Annotated in this window: 21 protein-coding genes; 12 read left to right on the top strand and 9 right to left on the bottom strand. The window is 66.6% G+C overall.

Annotation, left to right across the window (positions count from 1 at the left end):
* Positions 1-335 precede the first annotated feature (335 nt).
* The 5 genes from HARCEL1_RS05720 (at position 336) to HARCEL1_RS05700 (ending at position 5,574) form a co-directional block, all read left to right on the top strand.
* A complete protein-coding gene (locus HARCEL1_RS05720; protein WP_108381603.1) occupies positions 336-1,628 on the top strand; it encodes an urea ABC transporter substrate-binding protein in 1,293 nt (430 codons plus the stop codon).
* 218 nt (positions 1,629-1,846) lie between these two features.
* Positions 1,847-2,788 (top strand): urea ABC transporter, permease protein UrtB, encoded by a 942-nt coding sequence (urtB, locus tag HARCEL1_RS05715; protein ID WP_394337429.1) that lies wholly within the window; start codon positions 1,847-1,849, stop codon positions 2,786-2,788.
* Positions 2,789-2,829: 41 nt separating this feature from the next.
* The gene (locus HARCEL1_RS05710) at positions 2,830-4,008 is read left to right on the top strand and encodes an ABC transporter permease subunit (protein ID WP_174182939.1); all 1,179 of its coding nucleotides are present in this window, start codon (positions 2,830-2,832) and stop codon (positions 4,006-4,008) included.
* Positions 4,005-4,823 carry an ABC transporter ATP-binding protein gene (locus HARCEL1_RS05705; protein ID WP_108381600.1) on the top strand — a complete coding sequence of 273 codons (819 nt, stop codon included), beginning with the start codon at positions 4,005-4,007 and terminating at the stop codon, positions 4,821-4,823. The genes HARCEL1_RS05710 and HARCEL1_RS05705 overlap by 4 nt, the downstream gene beginning before the upstream one ends.
* The gene (locus HARCEL1_RS05700; RefSeq protein WP_108381599.1) at positions 4,816-5,574 is read left to right on the top strand and encodes an ABC transporter ATP-binding protein; all 759 of its coding nucleotides are present in this window, start codon (positions 4,816-4,818) and stop codon (positions 5,572-5,574) included. The genes HARCEL1_RS05705 and HARCEL1_RS05700 overlap by 8 nt, the downstream gene beginning before the upstream one ends.
* Before the next feature lie 91 nt (positions 5,575-5,665).
* Here HARCEL1_RS05700 and HARCEL1_RS05695 read toward each other — a convergent pair whose 3' ends face one another.
* On the bottom strand, positions 5,666-6,088 hold the full coding sequence (locus HARCEL1_RS05695) for a thioredoxin family protein (RefSeq protein WP_108381598.1): 423 nt from the start codon (positions 6,086-6,088) through the stop codon (positions 5,666-5,668).
* A gap of 263 nt (positions 6,089-6,351) precedes the next feature.
* Between HARCEL1_RS05695 and HARCEL1_RS05690 the strand changes: the two genes are divergently transcribed.
* On the top strand, positions 6,352-6,729 hold the full coding sequence (locus tag HARCEL1_RS05690; protein ID WP_108381597.1) for a helix-turn-helix domain-containing protein: 378 nt from the start codon (positions 6,352-6,354) through the stop codon (positions 6,727-6,729).
* A gap of 38 nt (positions 6,730-6,767) precedes the next feature.
* Here the strand turns inward: HARCEL1_RS05690 and HARCEL1_RS05685 are convergent, their stop codons facing one another.
* A complete protein-coding gene (locus HARCEL1_RS05685) occupies positions 6,768-6,959 on the bottom strand; it encodes a DUF7550 family protein (protein ID WP_108381596.1) in 192 nt (63 codons plus the stop codon).
* Between the two features lie 54 nt (positions 6,960-7,013).
* Here HARCEL1_RS05685 and HARCEL1_RS05680 point away from each other — a divergent pair, with 54 nt between their 5' ends.
* Positions 7,014-7,271, top strand: a complete 258-nt coding sequence (locus HARCEL1_RS05680; RefSeq protein WP_108381595.1) for a DUF7111 family protein — start codon at positions 7,014-7,016, stop codon at positions 7,269-7,271.
* A gap of 18 nt (positions 7,272-7,289) precedes the next feature.
* Here HARCEL1_RS05680 and HARCEL1_RS05675 read toward each other — a convergent pair whose 3' ends face one another.
* The 3 genes from HARCEL1_RS05675 to HARCEL1_RS05665 are packed head-to-tail and all read right to left on the bottom strand — an operon-like array spanning position 7,290 to position 9,737.
* Complete coding sequence (locus tag HARCEL1_RS05675) at positions 7,290-7,571, bottom strand: DUF357 domain-containing protein (RefSeq protein ID WP_394337427.1); 282 nt, start codon at positions 7,569-7,571, stop codon at positions 7,290-7,292.
* Entirely contained in the window at positions 7,571-8,191 is a 621-nt protein-coding gene (gene amrA, locus HARCEL1_RS05670; protein ID WP_108381593.1) for an AmmeMemoRadiSam system protein A, read from the bottom strand. Before amrA ends, HARCEL1_RS05675 begins: the two co-directional genes overlap by 1 nt.
* A gap of 43 nt (positions 8,192-8,234) precedes the next feature.
* Positions 8,235-9,737, bottom strand: a complete 1,503-nt coding sequence (locus HARCEL1_RS05665; RefSeq protein ID WP_325047906.1) for a phytoene desaturase family protein — start codon at positions 9,735-9,737, stop codon at positions 8,235-8,237.
* A gap of 259 nt (positions 9,738-9,996) precedes the next feature.
* Here HARCEL1_RS05665 and HARCEL1_RS05660 point away from each other — a divergent pair, with 259 nt between their 5' ends.
* The 4 genes from HARCEL1_RS05660 (at position 9,997) to HARCEL1_RS05645 (ending at position 13,199) form a co-directional block, all read left to right on the top strand.
* A complete protein-coding gene (locus tag HARCEL1_RS05660) occupies positions 9,997-10,974 on the top strand; it encodes a sialate O-acetylesterase (protein ID WP_159077036.1) in 978 nt (325 codons plus the stop codon).
* A gap of 351 nt (positions 10,975-11,325) precedes the next feature.
* Positions 11,326-12,354 (top strand): sialate O-acetylesterase, encoded by a 1,029-nt coding sequence (locus tag HARCEL1_RS05655; protein WP_159077035.1) that lies wholly within the window; start codon positions 11,326-11,328, stop codon positions 12,352-12,354.
* 37 nt (positions 12,355-12,391) lie between these two features.
* Positions 12,392-12,937 (top strand): class I SAM-dependent methyltransferase, encoded by a 546-nt coding sequence (locus HARCEL1_RS05650; protein WP_108381590.1) that lies wholly within the window; start codon positions 12,392-12,394, stop codon positions 12,935-12,937.
* A gap of 40 nt (positions 12,938-12,977) precedes the next feature.
* Positions 12,978-13,199, top strand: coding sequence for a hypothetical protein (locus tag HARCEL1_RS05645; RefSeq protein WP_108381589.1), 222 nt, complete (start codon positions 12,978-12,980; stop codon positions 13,197-13,199).
* Here HARCEL1_RS05645 and HARCEL1_RS05640 read toward each other — a convergent pair.
* Entirely contained in the window at positions 13,156-14,136 is a 981-nt protein-coding gene (locus tag HARCEL1_RS05640) for a 5,10-methylenetetrahydromethanopterin reductase (protein ID WP_108381588.1), read from the bottom strand. The two genes, HARCEL1_RS05645 and HARCEL1_RS05640, sit on opposite strands and share 44 nt — an antisense overlap.
* A 9-nt stretch (positions 14,137-14,145) precedes the next feature.
* Positions 14,146-14,901: a coenzyme F420-0:L-glutamate ligase gene (locus tag HARCEL1_RS05635; protein ID WP_108381587.1), complete on the bottom strand. Its 756-nt coding sequence runs from the start codon at positions 14,899-14,901 to the stop codon at positions 14,146-14,148.
* An 83-nt stretch (positions 14,902-14,984) separates the two neighbouring features.
* Here HARCEL1_RS05635 and HARCEL1_RS05630 point away from each other — a divergent pair, with 83 nt between their 5' ends.
* The gene (locus HARCEL1_RS05630; RefSeq protein WP_108381586.1) at positions 14,985-15,767 is read left to right on the top strand and encodes an inositol monophosphatase family protein; all 783 of its coding nucleotides are present in this window, start codon (positions 14,985-14,987) and stop codon (positions 15,765-15,767) included.
* Between the two features lie 2 nt (positions 15,768-15,769).
* Here HARCEL1_RS05630 and HARCEL1_RS05625 read toward each other — a convergent pair whose 3' ends face one another.
* Positions 15,770-16,267 carry a metallophosphoesterase family protein gene (locus tag HARCEL1_RS05625; protein ID WP_108381585.1) on the bottom strand — a complete coding sequence of 166 codons (498 nt, stop codon included), beginning with the start codon at positions 16,265-16,267 and terminating at the stop codon, positions 15,770-15,772.
* Between the two features lie 90 nt (positions 16,268-16,357).
* Positions 16,358-17,320: a GHMP kinase gene (locus HARCEL1_RS05620; protein ID WP_108381584.1), complete on the bottom strand. Its 963-nt coding sequence runs from the start codon at positions 17,318-17,320 to the stop codon at positions 16,358-16,360.
* Between the last annotated feature and the right edge of the window lie 14 nt (positions 17,321-17,334).

Genomic DNA, 17,334 nt, shown 5'->3' with positions numbered 1-17,334 from the left:
CGATGTTTACGGAGGAAAACTGGACGAACAAGGACTAAATCACGGTGTGGTAAGTCGATTGGCACGGTGGGAGACGATTTCACTGTCGTCTCAAAAGCCCTCGCGAACCGTGCAATAATTGCGCGTGATTTCGAGTCCCACGCGCCACTCGATCAAGGAATATTAGGACATATCTATGGTATTAATACGCCCTACACAAGCCTTTTATCTATCAGCGTCATCGGATCGCCTGGTTGCAACATGAGAGATCGACCACTTAGAAAGAAAATGACGAAACGTCCACTAACTGTCTCCCCCGATTCCGCACGATCCGGAAACTTTTGGGGTGAAAAGGCGTGAAATCAGAATACGTCTCCCGACGGAATTTCCTGGCCGCTGGCGGGGCCACGGCGGTCGCCGCGCTCGCAGGCTGTGGCGGCGATGACCAGGGCGGCGCCGTGGGTGGCGGCGATTCGACGGTGAAACTCGCCGTCCTCGAAGACCGCTCTGGGAACTTCTCGAAGGTGGGCACGCCGAAGTACAACGCGAGCATGCTCGCCATCGAGGAGATCAACGCCGACGGCGGGATCATGGACACCGAGATCGAGGTGTTCGACCCCGATCCACAGTCGGACAATCAGCGGTATCAACAGCTGACCCGTCAGGCCATCCAGCAAGAATCGGTCGACGCGATGTGGGCGGGCTACTCCTCTGCGACCCGCGAGGCGATTCGACCGATCGTCGACGAGAACGACCAGCTGTACTTCTATACGACCCAGTACGAGGGCGGCGTTTGTGACAAGAACGTCTTCGCGGTCGGGCCGACCGCCCGCCAGCAACTCGGGATGGTCCTGCCCTACCTCGTCGAGGAGTACGGCCCGCGCATCTACACGATCGCCGCGGACTACAACTTCGGGCAGCTCTCGGCGGACTGGGTGAAGGTCCTCGCGAACGAGAACGACGCCGAAGTGATCGACGAGGAGTTCATCCCGCTGTCGAGTTCCTCGTTCAGTTCCTCGATCAACCGGATCCAGGAGGCCGACCCCGACTTCGTGATGAGCATGCTCGTCGGGAACAACCACACCGCCTTCTACGAGCAGAAGGCGTCCGCCGGGATGGAGGTTCCCATCGGGACCTCGACGGCGATGGCTCAGGGCTACGAACACCTCACCCTCGACCCACCCGCGCTCGCGAACGTCTACGCCGGGGTCAACTACATGGAAGAGATTCCGACCGAGCGCAACACCCGCGACGGCGGGTTCGTCGACCGGTACTACGAGAAGTTCCCCGACGCGCCGTACCTCAACGAGGAGGCCGAGAACAACTACTTCAGCATCTACATGTACAAGCAGGCGGTCGAACAGGCCGGCACCTTCGAGCAGGAGGCCGTCAAGGAGGCCCTGGAGTCGGGCATCTCCTACGGGGCCCCCGAAGCGCCGGGCGAGGAAGAGATCGACCTGGTGCCCGAGACCCACCACGTCAACCACCACATGTGGGCGATGCGCGCCGACGAGAACCACGAGTTGGAGGCCGTCGACGACCGCGTGATCGACGAGACCTTCCTGCTCGACACGGTCGGGTGTGATCTGACCGCCGAAGACGAGGAGACCCAGTACACTCCCAAAGACTACTACGAGGAGGCCGAGTAATGGGGCGAGGGTCCCGGACGGCGGCCGTTGGCCTCCTCGGAATCGTGCTGGCGGGGGTCCCGACCGTCTCCGGGGCCCTCGTTCAGCGCGGGTCGAGTGGAGGGCCGGCGTCGATCCTCCAGCGAGCGCTGGGCCTGCCCGGCCGGGCACTGGACGCCGTCGTGGGGCTTCTCGACGCGTTCGTCCAGTTTCTCGACGCCGCCGGCCTGCTCGGGCCGCTGTATCAGGCGTTCAATTTGGCGCTCCAGTTCCTGAACGACTTCGCCTTTATCGTCCTCGCGGCGGTGGGCCTGGCGGTGATCTTCGGCATCATGGGCGTGATCAACCTCGCTCACGGCGAGTTCATCATGGTCGGTGCGTACGGCACGACGCTCACCGCCAACGCCGGCGCACCCCTGCCGGTCGCGATGATCGCCGGCGTGCTCGCGGCGGCGGGCATCGGGTTCGTCGTCGAGCGCGTCATCGTCTCCGGGGCGGTCCCAAACTGGATCGCCCAGAAGACGATCGGCCGGCCGGTGATCGAACCGCTGTACGATCGGCTGTTCGACTCGATGGTCGCGACCTGGGGCGTCAGCCTCGTGATGATCGAGGGCGGCCGGATCGTCTTCGGTGATTCGTTGCCCTCGATCGGGACGCCCCTGGGCAGTATCCACTACGGCGCGTTCTCGACGTCGATGTACGGCGTCGTCCTCGCGGGTGCGAGCGTCGCCGTCGTCGCCGGGATGTACGTCCTGTTCACCCGGACGGCCTGGGGGCGACGCGCGCGGGCGACGATCCAGGACGAACCGATGGCCCGATCGCTGGGCGTCGACACCGATCGGACCTACATGACGACGTTCGCGGTCGGATCGGGACTCGCCGGCCTCACGGGCGCACTCTACGCCCCAACCTTGAGCATCGGGCCCGGTCTGGGCAGTCAGTTCCTCGTCGAGGCCTTTGTCGCCGTCGTCGTCGGCGGGACGAGCGTCATCCTCGGAACGCTGCTCGGCGGGGGCGTCCTCGCGGCGATCAGCGCGACCGTCGACAACCTCACGGGTAACTCGTTTTTCGGCCGGATCGCGCTGCTCGTCGTCGCGATTCTCGTGCTCCGTTTCCTTCCGACGGGGGTCTCGGGGCTGGTCGAGTCGGTCCGTGAGCGCCGGGGGGTGAACGAGTCGTGATCGACACGATCACGAACGGCTACGCCCGTCTCGATCGACGGCTGGATCCGGTCCGCTCGGCGCTCGATCCGCTCCGACGGCCCTTTATCGGCCCGAACACCGTCGGAGCGTCGTGGTCGTTCTGGGCCGGGTTCGTCGCGCTGGTCGTCCTCGCGGTCGCCTACCCCCTGTTCGCGGGCCAGTATCCCGCCTACCAGGACGCCCAGTTCATCGCCTACGCGTTCCTCGGCGTGAGTCTCGCGCTCGTCTGGGGGTACGGTGGCATCCTGAGTTTCGGCCAGGTCGCCTTCTTCGGGGCGGCGGGCTACGCGTTCGGCGTCATCACGATCAATTTCGCGTCGCCGCTGGGCATCACGGTCGGCGTCGTCGCCAGCGTCGCCATCGGCGCGCTGCTGGCGGCACTATTGGGCTATTTCATGTTCTACGGCGGCGTGACCGAGGTCTACGTCACGATCATCACGCTGGTGACCTCGCTCGTGCTGCATACGTTCATGGCCCAGACGGCGGGCGACGAGTGGACGATCGGATCGGCCGCCCTCGGTGGGTTCAACGGCATGCCCGACATCCCGGCGTTCGAACTCGGCGCGGGCCCGGTCGCGGTCGCGATCACGAACGCACGATATTACTGGTTCGTACTCGCGCTGTTCGTGGTGACCTTCCTCGGGTTGCGCTGGCTGGTCAATTCGGATTTCGGCCGTGTCGCGGTCGCCGTCCGCGAAGACGAGGATCGCACCCGGATGTTCGGCTACGACGTTCGCCGGGTCAAACTGCTCGTGTTCACGCTGGGCGGCGCGCTCGCGGGGCTGGGCGGCGTCCTCAACACCGCATGGGGCAGTTACGTTAGCCCCGACGTGTTCTCGCTGTCCTTTGCGGCCCTTCCCGTGGTCTGGGTCAGCGTCGGCGGCCGGAAGAGTCTGATCGGCGCGACGGTCGGGACGCTCGCGGTCGCGTGGGGCAATCGGTGGCTGAGCATCAATCTCCCGGATTTCGCGCTGATCGCGATCGGTACGCTGCTCGTCGTCACGATCCTGTTTTTCCCCGACGGGGTCGTGCCACGGGTGGCCGACGGGTGGCCGCGGATCGTCGCCGGCGTCCGCTCGCTCCCCGGCCGCATTCGACGACTGCCCTCGACGGTTCGCCGGATGCCACAGCTAGTGCGCGACAAGCTGGGGTCGACGCCGCTGCGCGCCGACGGTGACGGGGAGGTGACCGACCGATGAGTACTGACGACGCTCAAGAGAGTGTCAAGGCCGGCAGCAAGTACCCCGACGCCAGACAGAGCGAGGCTCAGATCCTCACCGGCAGTGGGACCGACACGCTGCTCCAGACCGACGCCCTCCTCAAGAGCTTCGGCGGGTTCCACGCGGTCGAGACCGTAGACTTCGCGGTCGAGGCCGGCGAGATGCACTGTCTGATCGGGCCGAACGGCGCGGGCAAGTCCACGCTGATGAAACTCATCACGGGCACCCACGACGCGACCTCGGGGCGGATCTTCTACGACGGCCAGGAGATCACCGACCTCGAACCCCACGAGCGCATCCGACGGGGCATCTCGATCAAGTTCCAGGTCCCCAGCGTCTACGAGGAGTTGTCGGTCCGCGAGAACGTCCGGCTCCCGATCCAGCGGTTCCTCAGCGGTGCCGACCGCGAGGCGAGAATCGAGGAGACGCTCGACATCGTCGGACTCGCGGATCGGGCCGACGACCTCGTGGGCGATCTGGCTCACGGGCAACAACAGCAACTCGAAATCGGCATGGCCGCCTCCCTCGATCCCGATCTGCTCTTGCTCGACGAACCCGTCGCGGGACTGTCGATGGAGGAACGCGACGAGATCGCAGACCGGATTCAGACGCTCAACACCGAGCGCGGGATCGCGTTCGTCGTCATCGAACACGACACCGACTTCGTCGCAAAGATCGCTGACGAGGTGACCGTCCTCCACCAGGGCCAGATCTTCCGGGAGGGCCCGATCGAGGAGATCCGTGACGATCCGGAGGTCCGCCGGATCTATCTGGGTGGTGAGAGCGATGCTTGAGATCGAGGGCCTGACGGCGGGCTATCACCACACGCCCGTGTTGCGAGACGTCTCCGTGACCGTCGAGCGGGGCGAAATCGTCGGCGTCATGGGCAAAAACGGCGTCGGCAAGACCACGCTCGTCAAGACCGTGATGGGTCTTCTCGACCCGACGACGGGGACGATCACCTTCGACGGCGACGACGTGACCCACGCGCCCGCCGACGTCCGGGCGCGCATGGGGATGGGGTACATCCCACAGGGGCGGGACGTCTTCCCGGATCTGACCGTCGAGCAGAACCTCCGCATGGGCGGGACGGTCAACACGGGGACCGCCGGCCCGATCGAGCGGGTTCGAGGCGTCCTCGCCGATCCCAGGTCGGTGCTCGGTGACGACGACCCCCCACTCGATCGGATCTACGAGTACTTCCCGATTCTCGAAGAGCGGGCCGACCAGCGGGCCGGTTCGCTCTCCGGCGGGCAACAGCAGATGCTCGCGATCGGGCGAGCGTTGGTGGGCGATCCCGACCTGCTCGTGCTCGACGAACCCTCGGAGGGGATCCAGCCGTCGATCGTCGAACAGATCCACCAGGACATGCGGGCGATCAACGCCGACCTGGACACGACGATCCTGTTCGTCGAGCAGAACCTCGAAGTGATCCGCGCGATGGCCGACCGGTGTTACGCCATGGAACGAGGCGTCATCGGGGCCGAACTCGACGGCGAGACGCTCGCCGACGCCGAGGCGACTGCGGAGTACCTCGCGATCTGAGACGGAGGGTGCCGCAGAAAACCATCGTCTCCGAACGCAGTCGTGTTCGTTCGCTACAGAATCGAACGCCGTCGGTGAACCTGTACTGCGCTCAGGCCCCAACCCGCTCGATCAGATCGAGATACTGGGTCTTGTCACGGACGCCAGTGAGCTGTTCGGCAACCTCGCCCTGCCCGAAGATCACGACCGTCGGGACGCCCTGGACGCGGTACTGCGCAGCGAGTTGCTGGTGGGCGTCGACGTCGACCTTGGCGACCGCGGCGTCGGTCTCCGCCGCGATGTCCTCAGCGATCGGTTCGAGCATCTTGCACGGTCCACACCAGTCAGCGTAGAAGTCCGCGAAGACCACGTCGTACTCCTGAACGATCTCCCCGAGGTGGTCGGCCCCCTCGACGTGGATGGGGTCGGCGGGCGCTCCTGCCGATTCGGCCGCGTTTGCGGACGCACCGCCGTCCCCCATCATCTGTGCTTTCTTTTGCTCTCGGATGCTCTCGATGTCGTCGCTGTCACTCATTACACCCACTGGTTGTATCGGGTCCACCTTAACAGTTTTGAATGCTCTATACAATACCGCTGAATCTCCCAGACGGTCCGATGCCGACCCGTCGAAGCTGTCTCGCCGGAGGACACGCCCGGGACCACCAATTGGTTCCCGTGAGAGAACGTCCGTTCGACAGTCGACCGACAGAGCGCCGGCGGGCCTGGCCCGTCCGGCGGGGCGCTGAATCGTGTGCAGTTCTCACAAGGCTTTTGAGCGCTCTCGGCGTACGTGCGGACATGCCAGCGTCGATGTCCGAACAGCTCTCTCAAGAGATCGCCTGTGAAGGGCTCCTGGAGTGTGTCTACGGTCTCAAGGATCTCGATCAAGAGGTGTTCGGTGAACTGACTGCGAGCGACGACCCGTTGACCGTCGACGAGGTCGCTGACCAGGTCGATCGCGAGCGATCGACGGCGTATCGATCGATTCAGCGCCTGCTGAAGGCCGGGTTCATCCGTAAAGAGCAGGTCAACTACGACCAGGGCGGCTATTATCACGTCTACAGACCGACCGACCCCGATCAGGTGGCCGACGAGATGCAGCGCACGCTGAACGACTGGTACGCGAAGATGGGCCAGTTGATCGTCGAGTTCCGCGAGAAGTACGGCGAGCCCTGATCGGCGGCCGAATCTTCGATTCAGCGGGCGAGTGGGCTTCAGAGTACGACGACGAGGGTGACGATCGCGAGTACGATCAGCGTCGCAATCGCCGCCCCGGTCGCGATCTGTCGCGATGTGGCGGGCGACTGTGGCGCAGTGGAGCGGTCCGGCGGTGCGCGGTCGGGGAGTGGGTCCGTCGGCGTGCTGTCGGCGGTGTCGGCCATGATCGGCGTTCGGTCGGCGCTCACTAATCGCTGACGACGGCGACACAGCTTTCGGTCCGGGGTGCCAGGGACCGCCAGATGGGGCATTCAGACGACATCGAGGCCGACTACGTGGAGACGGACACCGAGCGCCAACTCCGCTATTCGCGGGGTGGACAGCGCGTCACGGTCGCACAGAACACCGAGGGGTACGCCATGCTCGCCGTTCGGGCCGGTGGTGAGGAACGCGAGCGGTACTACGGGTTCGACATGGCACTCGATCACGCTGCCGAACTGCTCGGCGTCGAGCCACGCGAGCTCCCGATCCCCGACGCCGCCGCCGACATGGGGATGTAACTCCACGCGCGTCGCAAGCTATGCGACGGTGAACCGCTCGTCGTCGCGTGGCACGTCCAGCACGCCGATGCGTGCGCCGGCGTCGAGCCAGCCGTACGCGTACGAGTACGCCGCGAGCGCGTTCACCGGGTCGTCGGTGGCCCGAAAGTGTCGTCCGTCGTCGAGATAGGCCTGGGCCATCTCCAGACACTCCGCGCCCGGATCGCCATCGAGACCGTCGACCGAAGCGACGTTCGCCAGATCGATCGCCTCGGCAAGCATCCGCTCGTACTGATCGGTCTTGGGTTCCAGGTCCGCCATCACTCGATGTAGTTCCGCTGAGTGATCTCGCCGCTTGGCCACTTTTCGGTGAACTTCTGGGCGGAAAAGCGCTTCACGGTCGTCTCCGGTTCGACGTACGCAGTCCCCGTCAGCTGAGCCTTTCGACAGGTCTCGACGAGGAACTTCTGGGCGGTCCAGTCGTTGTCGACGGCGACCTGCGGGAGCAACAATCCCCGGTGTGAGCCCTGCTCGACGATCAGGCCGTCCCGGCCCACCTCGATGGCATCGAGATACCCGCTCAGTTCGTCGGCGTCGATCGCTTCCGGATGCGTCAGGACACTGACCGTGATGAGCGCGTCGTCGAGTTCGTCGGCCTCCATCGCGGGGTATCTGGGGTCGTCGGTCGCCGCCGCGACGGCGACCTCACCGACGGTCACTGCGAGCGGGCGACGCGGCGTCGGCCGGCCGATACAGCCGCGCATCTCGCCGTCTTTTCTGATCGTGACGAACGCGCCACGATCGACGCGAAGCCCGTCGTTGTCGGGTGGGTCGGGGGTGGGGTCGTCGTTCAACGCCGCGGCGATCGACGCCCGAGCGTGCTGGACGAGTGCGATGCCCTCCGTCGACCCGAGCACCTCGTAATCGGGAATCACAGCCATGGACGACCTTGGCCGTCACCGGGCTTCAGCGTGGTGGTCGGCGTCAGGTGACGTCCATCGCAACCGCCCGAGCGGCGTGTTCGCCGCTGATCACCGTCATCGGGACGCCGATCCCCGGGCGGACGAACGATCCTGCGTAGTACAGCCCCGGACAGGCCGCCGAGCGATGCCCGGGCCGGAGCGGACCGCTCTGGCGGAGCGTGTGGGCCAGTCCCAGCGCCGTGCCCTGGGGCAACGAGTACTGATCAGCGAACTCCGAGACGCACACCTCGCGTTCGAGGACGATCCGATCGCGAAGGTCGACACCAGCCTCGCTCTCGATGCGATCGAGGATGGTCTCACGCATCCGATCGCGAACGTCTCGCCCGTCCGCCAGATCGGGTGCGATCGGGACGAGTGCGACCAGCGCGTGGTGGCCATCCGGCGCGACGTTCGGATCGGTCTGTGAGGGCACGCTCAGATAGAAGGCCGGGTCGTCGGGCCAGCCCGGATCGTCGAAGATGGCCTCGAAATGTGGATCCCAGTCGGTCGGGAGGACGAGCGTGTGGTGAGCCAGCGGATCGACCGAGCCTTCGACACCGAGATACAGCATATAGGCCGAGGGCCCGTAGGTGCGCGAGTCCCAGAATTCTGGGTCCTTGTCGCGGTACCGGGGTGCCAGCAGGTCGCGTTCGACGTGAGGCCGGGGTGCGTTCGCGACGACGCGATCGGTTTCGTGGGTTCGCTCGGCCGTCTCGACGCGCAGTCCGTCGTCGGTCGGTTCGATCGAGGTGACCGGCGTCCCGGTCTCGATGGTCGCGCCGCGCTCGCGGGCGAGCGTGGCGATGCCGTCGACGACCGCGATCATCCCGCCGTCGGGGTAGTGGACGTGCCCCTCGAAATCGGCGTAGGCGAGCATCGAGTACAGCGCCGGCGTGTTGTGGGGCGCGCCCCCCAGAAAGACGAGCGTGTACTGGAGGAGCTGCTGGAGCTTTGGCACGTCGAAGTATCGGGCGACGTGACCGTCCATCGATCGAACGAGGCCGAGCGCTCGCGCCGATCGGAGCACGTCCAGATCGAGGAAATCGCGCAGTCGGGACCGATCGACGTAGACGAACCGATCCATCCCGAGGTGGTAGGCCTCGCCCGCCCGCTCGATGTACCGATCGAACGCCGCGCCAGCCCCGTCCTCGTAGGACTCGAAGATCTCCCGGACGGCATCCCGATCGGGCGGAACGGTTACGCGATCGCCGTCGGTCCAGAACACCCTGTACTGCGGATCGAGTTCCTCCAACTCGTAGTAGTCGTCGGGCGAGCGATCGAACTGGCCGAAAAACCGCTCGAACACCTCGGGCATGAGATACCAGGAGGGCCCGGCGTCGAACTGGAAGCCATCGGCCTCGATCGTCCGGGCGACACCACCGACCTGGTCGTGCCGTTCGAGAACCGTCACGTCCGCGCCCGCGTCGGCGCAGTACGCCGCCGTGGAGAGGCCCCCGATCCCCGCCCCCACGATCGTCACGCTGGTGTCGGTCAGATCGACCCCCGACATCGGATGTTCGGTCATCGGGCTATTCCTCGTAGCGGAGCCTCTTGAACGCACGCCCCGACCGACGGACTGCAACGGATCGGTGAATTTTTCGCCCTGAGCATTGTATGCAAACAACGGGGAATCCGCCGTGACTACTCCAGAGGGAGACGGCAGTCGTCGTACAGATCGGACCACCGTGTCGCGCCGAGGCGTCCTCAGCGCGGGTGCCGCCACTGCGTTCGGATTAGGGGCGATCGGAGCGGCCTCGGCCGCGACGGAAGCGCCGCCGACGTCGGTGAGCGAGGAGAATTTCCACATCTATCTCCTCTTCGGCCAGTCCAACATGGAAGGGGTCGGTCCGATAGAGCCACAGGACCGCGAGACTCGCGACGACGTGCGCGTGCTCCAGGACAAGACCTGTTCGAACCTCGATCGGGAGTACGGCACCTGGTACGTCGCCGAACCACCCCTGAATCGGTGCTGGGGGAAACTCGGACCGGGCGACTACTTCGGGAAACGGATGGCCCAGGAGACGCCCGACGACGTCGTGATCGGACTCGTCCCTGCCGCAGTCGGCGGCTGTGACATCGCGCTGTTCGAGAAAGGCGCGCCGATCGGAACGGGAGAGTACTCGGTGCCTCGCGATTTCCCGGGCGGGTACCAATGGCTGCTCGACCTGGCCCAGCAAGCCCAGGAAGTCGGCACGATCAAGGGAATCTTGCTCCACCAGGGCGAAACCAACACCGGCGACCCCGAGTGGAAAGATCAGGTCCAGGGCATCTACGAGGACCTCCGTGCGGATCTCGACATCGGGACGGTCCCCTTGCTCGCCGGCGAACTGCTGTACGAGTCACAGGGCGGGTGCTGTGGCCTCCACAACGATGAGATCAACACACTGCCCAATCTCATCGACAACGCGCACGTCGTCTCCGCCGAGGGCCTCGAAGGCCAGGACGTCGCGCACTTTACGAGCGAAGCGTACCGCGAATTCGGACGGCGGTACGCCGACGTCATGCTCGACCAGCTCGACGTGAGTCCGCCACCCGAGCCGACCCCCGAGACGCCGACGTACCCGTCGGGAGCGACCGATCCCGACGGCGACGGCCTGTACGAGGACCTCTCGGGGAACGACCGCGTCGACTTCCCCGACGTCAATACGTTGTTCCAGAATACGGACGGTCAGGCGGTCCAGGACAACGCGAACTTCTACGATTTCACCGGTGAGGGAACTGTCGACATGCAGGACGTGCTCGCGCTGTTCGAGATGGTCTGACCGTAGCGTCGAGCGACGCCCGGTCCGCCACTGTCCGACGACCCGCAGTCCAACGGTGAGCAGACAGTCGAACGACGAACTCGACATCTGTTGTCTCGCCGCTCTCGACGTCCGGCCCTACTGGAATCGAGAAGCGGTTTCAAACGAGGTATTTCGGTTGGAGATTGGAACTATTTCGAGGCCAATCAGAGCAGCAATCGACGATATTTATCGTCGTTCAATCAGGCAATCATCGATAATTTTTTCGACCGCGAAACCGTATCAAAGGCAGGGGAATTTCATATGGGCGACCCAGCGGCTGATCCAGACAGATCGGATACACCGAACACGCAGTGGTCGCGTCGGGGGGTGTTGAGCGCTGGGGCGGCCGCGACACTCGGACTCGCGGGGGCCGGGACCGCGTCCGGGGCGACGGAAGCGCCGCCCGCGGTCGATCCGGAGAACGTCCACATCTATCTCCTCTTCGGCCAATCCAACATGGAGGGCCAGGGGACGGTCGAGCCAGAAGACGAACAGACCCGCGAGGACGTGCGCGTCCTCCAGGACAAGACCTGTCCCGACCTGAATCGAGCGTACGGCACCTGGTACCTGGCCGAACCACCCTTGAACCGCTGCTGGGCGGGGATCGGGCCGGGCGACTACTTCGGAAAGAAGATGGCCAAAGAGACGCCCGACGACGTGGTGATCGGCCTGGTCCCCGCCGCCGTCAGCGGGTGTGACATCGCGCTGTTCGAGAAGGGCGCGCCGATCGGAACGGGAGAGTACTCGGTGCCTCGCGATTTCCCGGGCGGGTACCAATGGCTGCTCGACCTGGCCCAGCAAGCCCAGAAAGTCGGCACGATCAAGGGGATCTTGCTCCACCAGGGCGAAACCAACACCGGCGACCCCGAGTGGAAATACGCCGTCGAGGGCATCTACGAGGACCTCCGTGCGGATCTCGACATCGGAAAGGTCCCCTTCCTCGCGGGCGAGATGCTGTACGCCGACCAGGGCGGAGCGTGTGCCGCACACAACGAGGAGGTCGCCAAGATTCCCGACGTGATCGACAACGGGCACGTGGTCTCTGCGGAGGGCCTGGGCGGTCAGGACCAGTATCACTTCGACGCCGCGGGGTATCGCGAACTGGGCAAGCGATACGCCGACGTCATGCTCGATGCTCTCGACGTGAGTCCGACGCCCGAGACGTCGAGGCCCCTCGACGCGACCGATCCCGACGGCGACGGCCTCTACGAGGACATCAACGGGAACCGCCAGCTCGACTTCCCGGACGTGAACCTCCTGTTCCAGAACACCGACGACACGAACGACGCGAAGTTCGACTTCGACGGCGACGGCGACGTCGATATGCAAGACGTCCTCGCGCTGTTCGAGATGGTCTGACCGCCGGGGCCTTCCGTCGGCGGCCCCACCGGTCGGTATGCACGACGACGCCGCCGAGCGACTCGCAGCGCCCGGGCAGTTTCGGTACTGTTCGGCCGAAGAACTGCATTCGTGGCTCGATCCCCGGCCGGACTGGACGGTCGCGGACCTGGGCAGCGGACCGGGGCTGTACACCGATACGATCGCCCAGAGCGTGGGTCGCGTGCTGGCGATCGATCGCTCCGCAGCGATGCACGCTGCCCATCGAGAGCGCGACCCACCGGCGACCGTCCACTCCGTGCGGGCCGATCACGGCACCCTCCCCGTCGCGGACGGATCGCTCGACGCCGCAGTGTCCCTGCGCACCTTCCATCACGGCGTTCGCGACGCGCTCCCTGGGATCGTCGCCGCGCTCCGGCCCGGCGGCCGACTCGTCGTGCTCGACTGGTCGACGTCCGCGCCCGACTTCGAGGCCGGGCCACCCGAACACGAACGCTACGACGTCGCCGGCATCGCCCGCGCGATGATCGACGCCGGCTGTCGGATCGTCCGGACCGAACAGCGCCGCGAGACCGATCTGGTGATCGGGGAGCGGCGAGTGTGACGGTGGCAACGCCCAAGGGGGACGGCCCCGAACGGTGGGTATGATCGAAGCACTCCTCACCCGACTCCTCGGGGACGCACTCGCGATGCCCGGCAAATTCATCGACATCGCCACGGCCGACGTCGTCTCCGCCTTGCTCGTCGCGATGGGTGGCCTGCTCGTGACGGTCGCACTCGGCTTGTTCGGCGGCCTCGCGCTGGGCGCGGGGATCGATCTGTTCAGATCGCCCCGGATCGGGCGACGGCATCCGCGAGGAGACTGATCGCGCGCTCGGGGTCGGGCCCCAGCGGCGAGGCGGCGACGAGGCCGTCGACCGCGTCGGGAAACGCCGCGAGTCGGTCCTCGACGGTCGCAGGCGTCCCCGCGATGGCGAACGCGTCGACCATCGCTGGCGTGACCGCCTCGAAAGCGGTCCCGAACGCCCCCTGCTGGATCGCCGCGCCGATCTCACCCGCCCGGTCGGTGTCGATGCCGTGGCGATCGAGGACGGGGTCGGGCGCACCCGCTGTGATGAACGCGACGGGTTCGCGAGCGGCGTCTCGGGCGCGGTCGGCGTCGTCGTCGATCGACACGCTCGCGTACGCCGCGAGGAGCGGCGGATCGCGGTCCTCGTCGCGCTCGGATCGACCCTCTGCAACCCGTTCGGCCGCCCACGCCAGATTGCGCGGGTGTGCCCCGTTGTAGAGGATCCCGTCGGCGTATTTCCCGGCCATACGCGTCATGTGCGGGCCCTGAGCGCCGACGTACACCGGGATCGATCCCGATTCGAAGTTCAGGCCGGCGTCGTCGGCCACGAAGGTGCCGTCGTGCGTGACGCGTTCGCCCGCCCAGAGGTCGCGTGCGACCTGCATGGTCTCCAGGACGCGCCTGAGCGGTCGATCGCGATCGATCCCGAGGTTCGCGAGCGTGCTGCGATCACCCGCGCCGACACCGAAGACGCCCCGCCCGCCCGCGTGTTCGTCCAGAGTCGCCATTCGCCCGGCGAGCGTGACGGGATGGGTCTCGTAGGGGTTCGCGACGCCCGGCCCAAGATCGATGGCCTCGGTCGCGGTCGCCATCGCGGAGAGGGCGATCCACTGATCGCGATTGTTGTAGTGGTGGCTCACGAGCGCAGCGTCGAGACCTGCGTCTTCGGCGGCCGTCGCGAGTGCGATACAGTCCTCGATCGGTCGGTCCGGTGTGATCTCGATGGCGATCATTGGTGTGCATTACCGCTGTGAGTCGACGTCGAACGTCGCGAGCGCCTGGCGGACGAAATCGGTCTCGCGGTCGCGAAACAGTCGGTCGCTCTCGTCGTGGTCACCGAACTCGAAGCCGTGGATCGTCGCGGCGGGCCGGCCCGCGTCGGCTTCGCCCATGACGAGATTCGCCGCCGCGCTCAACTCGTCGACGACGGCCTCGACCGTGGCTTCGAGTTCGTGACCTTCGCGGTCGTGTTCGCCCCGATAGTCTCGACAGGCCGGGAGGCCCGCCCAGCCGAGGGCGACGCCGCGCTGGCCCGCACGGAACGGCCGCCCCGACGTGTCGGTGACGATCACCCCTCCCTCGAAACCCTCCGCGGCCAGCGAATCGCGGAGGGCGGCGGCGTGCTCGCCCGGCGCCTCGGGCAACAGGAGGATGTCGCCACCGGGGGCGTTCGAGCGGTCGATCCCGGCGTTGACGCCGACGTGGCCAAAGGGCGTGACCGCGAGGACGAACGGATCTTCGAGGACGATTTCCTCGCTCTCCTGGATCACGGCCTCGATGAAACGTGGATCGGCCCGGTCGATCCGGTCGGCGATCGATCGCGCCCGGTCGCTGGGCTCGTAATCCGCCAGATCGGCGTACCGACCGGTGGCCTTCGCGACGACCGTCGACGCCACGCAGAGCACGTCGGCGTCCAGATCGGCCTCGCGACCGATCGCCGCCGCCAGATCGTCGCCGGGGCGGATCTCGGGGATCCCGTCGACCGCGCGGATCTGCATACTCGATCGGGGGTCTGGCGCGGTAAAAAGCCCCGCGATGCCACGATCGAACGGCTCATCGGGCCTGACGCCCGACCGTCGATATGAACGATCTCGCCAGGGTGGCCGACGCCGCGGTGGGCGCGGCCAGCCCCTATCTTGCCGATCGATTCGGAGACGATCTCGACGCCGACTATTCGGCGGGTGACGTGACGACCGACGCCGACCGCGAGGCCGAACGCCTCATTCTCGACATCGTCCGCGAGCGCCGGCCCGACGACCCGATCAGCGCCGAGGAATCGGGCGAGCACCCCGGATCGGGGTCGATCCGGTGGGTCGTCGACCCACTCGACGGGACGAACAACTTCACGGTCGGCCTGCCGACGTTCGGATCGGCGGTCACTGCCGTCGAGGACGGACAGCCACGCGCGACGGCGGTCGACCTGCCGATCGTCGGTGATCGCTACGTCGCGACGCCCGACGGGTGCCGACTCGACGGGCACCGCGTCGCCGTCGCGGAGAGCGATCACCTCCCGGTCGAACAGAGCACCGTCGGCGTCGTGATCGGATCGCCCGTGATCGAAGCGATCGATGGCCCGGGCGAGTTGGACGAGACCTTCCGTGCGGTCGTCAGTGAGACGCGCGGGACGGCCAAGCGCGTGATCGAAAGCTGGGCGCCCGTCGTCCACTACTCGCAGTGTGCTCAGGGGCGACTCGACGCCATCGTCGCCATTCGGCCCGACGAGCGCGAACGCGTCGCCGGCGAGTTGGTGACCCAGGCGGCCGGGTGCCCCGAACGCGAAATCGGGCCGGTGACCGTCACGGCGACCCACGACGCGCTGGCCGACCGCCTGGAGCGAGTCGTGACCGACGCGATCGACGGATAGCGTCAGTCCAGTTCGACCAGGTCGAGGTCGATCTCGCCGTTCGCGACCGTCGCGTGACACAGCGTCGCCCGGCGCGCAGGGGCCGCACCGGTCACGCTTCCCGGATTGACGATCCGGACCGACTGGACGCGCTCGTCGAGGACGTCGTGGGTGTGGCCCGCGACGGCGACGAGACGGTCGGCGTCGGGCGCCTCTCGTTCAGCGAGATCGGCCAGCCCCATCGCGTACCGGGCCAGGCCGTCGCCGTGGGTGACGACGAAGGTGACGCCTTCCAACTCGACCGTCGCGACGTCCGGCAGGTCGAGACTCCGGGGATCGGTGTTGCCCGCGACCGCCGTCATCCGCGGTGCGAGGTCGACGAATCGCGCGTATCCGTCCGTACTGTCGAAATCGCCCGCACAGATGACGTGATCGGCGTCACGGAGACGCTCTTTCGCTGAATCGGGAATCTCTGTGGCGCGCGAGGGGATGTGCGCGTCACTGACGATGGCGACGTTCATGATCCGGCTTCCGACCCGGCCACCGAAAACACGCGCGGTCACGGCCGGTCTCACTGGCATGGTGCCGACCGACGAACGCCCGGGAGCGCGTCAGCCGACGGTCACGCCCTGACGATCCGGGGCGACGACCCGAACCTGTCCCTCGACGCCCGCATCCCTGAGCGCCGCCTGGCCGATCTCACGGGCGCGATCGCTCACCGCACGATCGATCAGCCCGTAGATCGTCGGGCCCCACGAGGACTGACCCACCCCGTCGATCGGGCCCGCATCACGCAACGTATCGACGATGTCGCCAGCGGGCGGGCGATAGACCCCGCCTTGTTCGTCGGCGTACCACGCACCGTTGAGCCGTCCGAGTCGCGTGATCGCGCGCCCGAACGGGATCCGGTCGCCGGCGGCGATCGCGGGCAACAATCGCTGGGTGACGAGCGTCGCGATTTCGTCTGCGATCCCCGGGTCCGCACGCTCGACGGCGGCGCGGATCTGGCCGTCCTCGGCGTCGCCCGACGGTCCGGCGGCGTCGATCGGCGTCACGAGCAGGAATCGCCAATCCTCGGGGACGGCGTGCCGGGCGATCACCGGCGGCGTCGTCCACGCGCCGCGCGCGGGTGGCTCGGTGGTGAACCGCTCGGTGGGGTGCCCGCCGTCGAGGACGACGCCGCCCGCCTCCAGCGTCGCGACGCCGACGCCACTCCGGCCCGCCCGGTCGAGCGCGGGGGCCGCCGCGCGCAGATCGACCGATCGATCGTACGCGCGGGCGACCCCGAGGAGGGCCCCGAGCGCGAGTCGCGTCCCCGTCCCGAAGCCCGCGTGGTGGGTCGGGCGCTCGCGAACAGAGAGTTCCGCTCCTGGCACGTCGAGATGCTCGCAGGCCGCTTCGAGATACGGCGCCGCGACGGGGTCGTCGCTGGTGATCGTGTCGGCGCGCTCGACGTGGAGGGCCATCCGTGGCTCTGCGATCCCCACGCCAATACCACCGTAGAGGCGTTCGCGCGCGAGCGAGAGGTTCTGAAAGCCGAAGTGCAACCGCGATCCCATCCGAACCGTCGGCATTGATTCGCGTTGCC

This window comes from Halococcoides cellulosivorans, assembly GCF_003058365.1.
In the GTDB taxonomy this organism is placed as follows: domain Archaea; phylum Halobacteriota; class Halobacteria; order Halobacteriales; family Haloarculaceae; genus Halococcoides; species Halococcoides cellulosivorans.
This window is presented reverse-complemented; position numbering and strand designations above follow the sequence as displayed.

Bases quoted from the DNA above. Each gene is read 5' to 3' on its own strand.
- HARCEL1_RS05665 (WP_325047906.1), bottom strand. From the start codon at position 9,737: ATGACCGAACATCCGATGTCGGGGGTCGATCTGACCGACACCAGCGTG.
- HARCEL1_RS05695 (WP_108381598.1), bottom strand. From the start codon at position 6,088: ATGAGTGACAGCGACGACATCGAGAGCATCCGAGAGCAAAAGAAAGCA.
- HARCEL1_RS05680 (WP_108381595.1), top strand. From the start codon at position 7,014: ATGGGGCATTCAGACGACATCGAGGCCGACTACGTGGAGACGGACACC.
- HARCEL1_RS05630 (WP_108381586.1), top strand. From the start codon at position 14,985: ATGAACGATCTCGCCAGGGTGGCCGACGCCGCGGTGGGCGCGGCCAGC.
- HARCEL1_RS05705 (WP_108381600.1), top strand. From the start codon at position 4,005: ATGAGTACTGACGACGCTCAAGAGAGTGTCAAGGCCGGCAGCAAGTAC.
- HARCEL1_RS05625 (WP_108381585.1), bottom strand. From the start codon at position 16,267: ATGAACGTCGCCATCGTCAGTGACGCGCACATCCCCTCGCGCGCCACA.
- HARCEL1_RS05650 (WP_108381590.1), top strand. From the start codon at position 12,392: ATGCACGACGACGCCGCCGAGCGACTCGCAGCGCCCGGGCAGTTTCGG.
- HARCEL1_RS05700 (WP_108381599.1), top strand. From the start codon at position 4,816: ATGCTTGAGATCGAGGGCCTGACGGCGGGCTATCACCACACGCCCGTG.
- HARCEL1_RS05620 (WP_108381584.1), bottom strand. From the start codon at position 17,320: ATGCCGACGGTTCGGATGGGATCGCGGTTGCACTTCGGCTTTCAGAAC.
- HARCEL1_RS05675 (WP_394337427.1), bottom strand. From the start codon at position 7,571: ATGGCGGACCTGGAACCCAAGACCGATCAGTACGAGCGGATGCTTGCC.
- amrA (WP_108381593.1), bottom strand. From the start codon at position 8,191: ATGGCTGTGATTCCCGATTACGAGGTGCTCGGGTCGACGGAGGGCATC.
- HARCEL1_RS05640 (WP_108381588.1), bottom strand. From the start codon at position 14,136: ATGATCGCCATCGAGATCACACCGGACCGACCGATCGAGGACTGTATC.
- HARCEL1_RS05645 (WP_108381589.1), top strand. From the start codon at position 12,978: ATGATCGAAGCACTCCTCACCCGACTCCTCGGGGACGCACTCGCGATG.
- HARCEL1_RS05635 (WP_108381587.1), bottom strand. From the start codon at position 14,901: ATGCAGATCCGCGCGGTCGACGGGATCCCCGAGATCCGCCCCGGCGAC.
- HARCEL1_RS05690 (WP_108381597.1), top strand. From the start codon at position 6,352: ATGCCAGCGTCGATGTCCGAACAGCTCTCTCAAGAGATCGCCTGTGAA.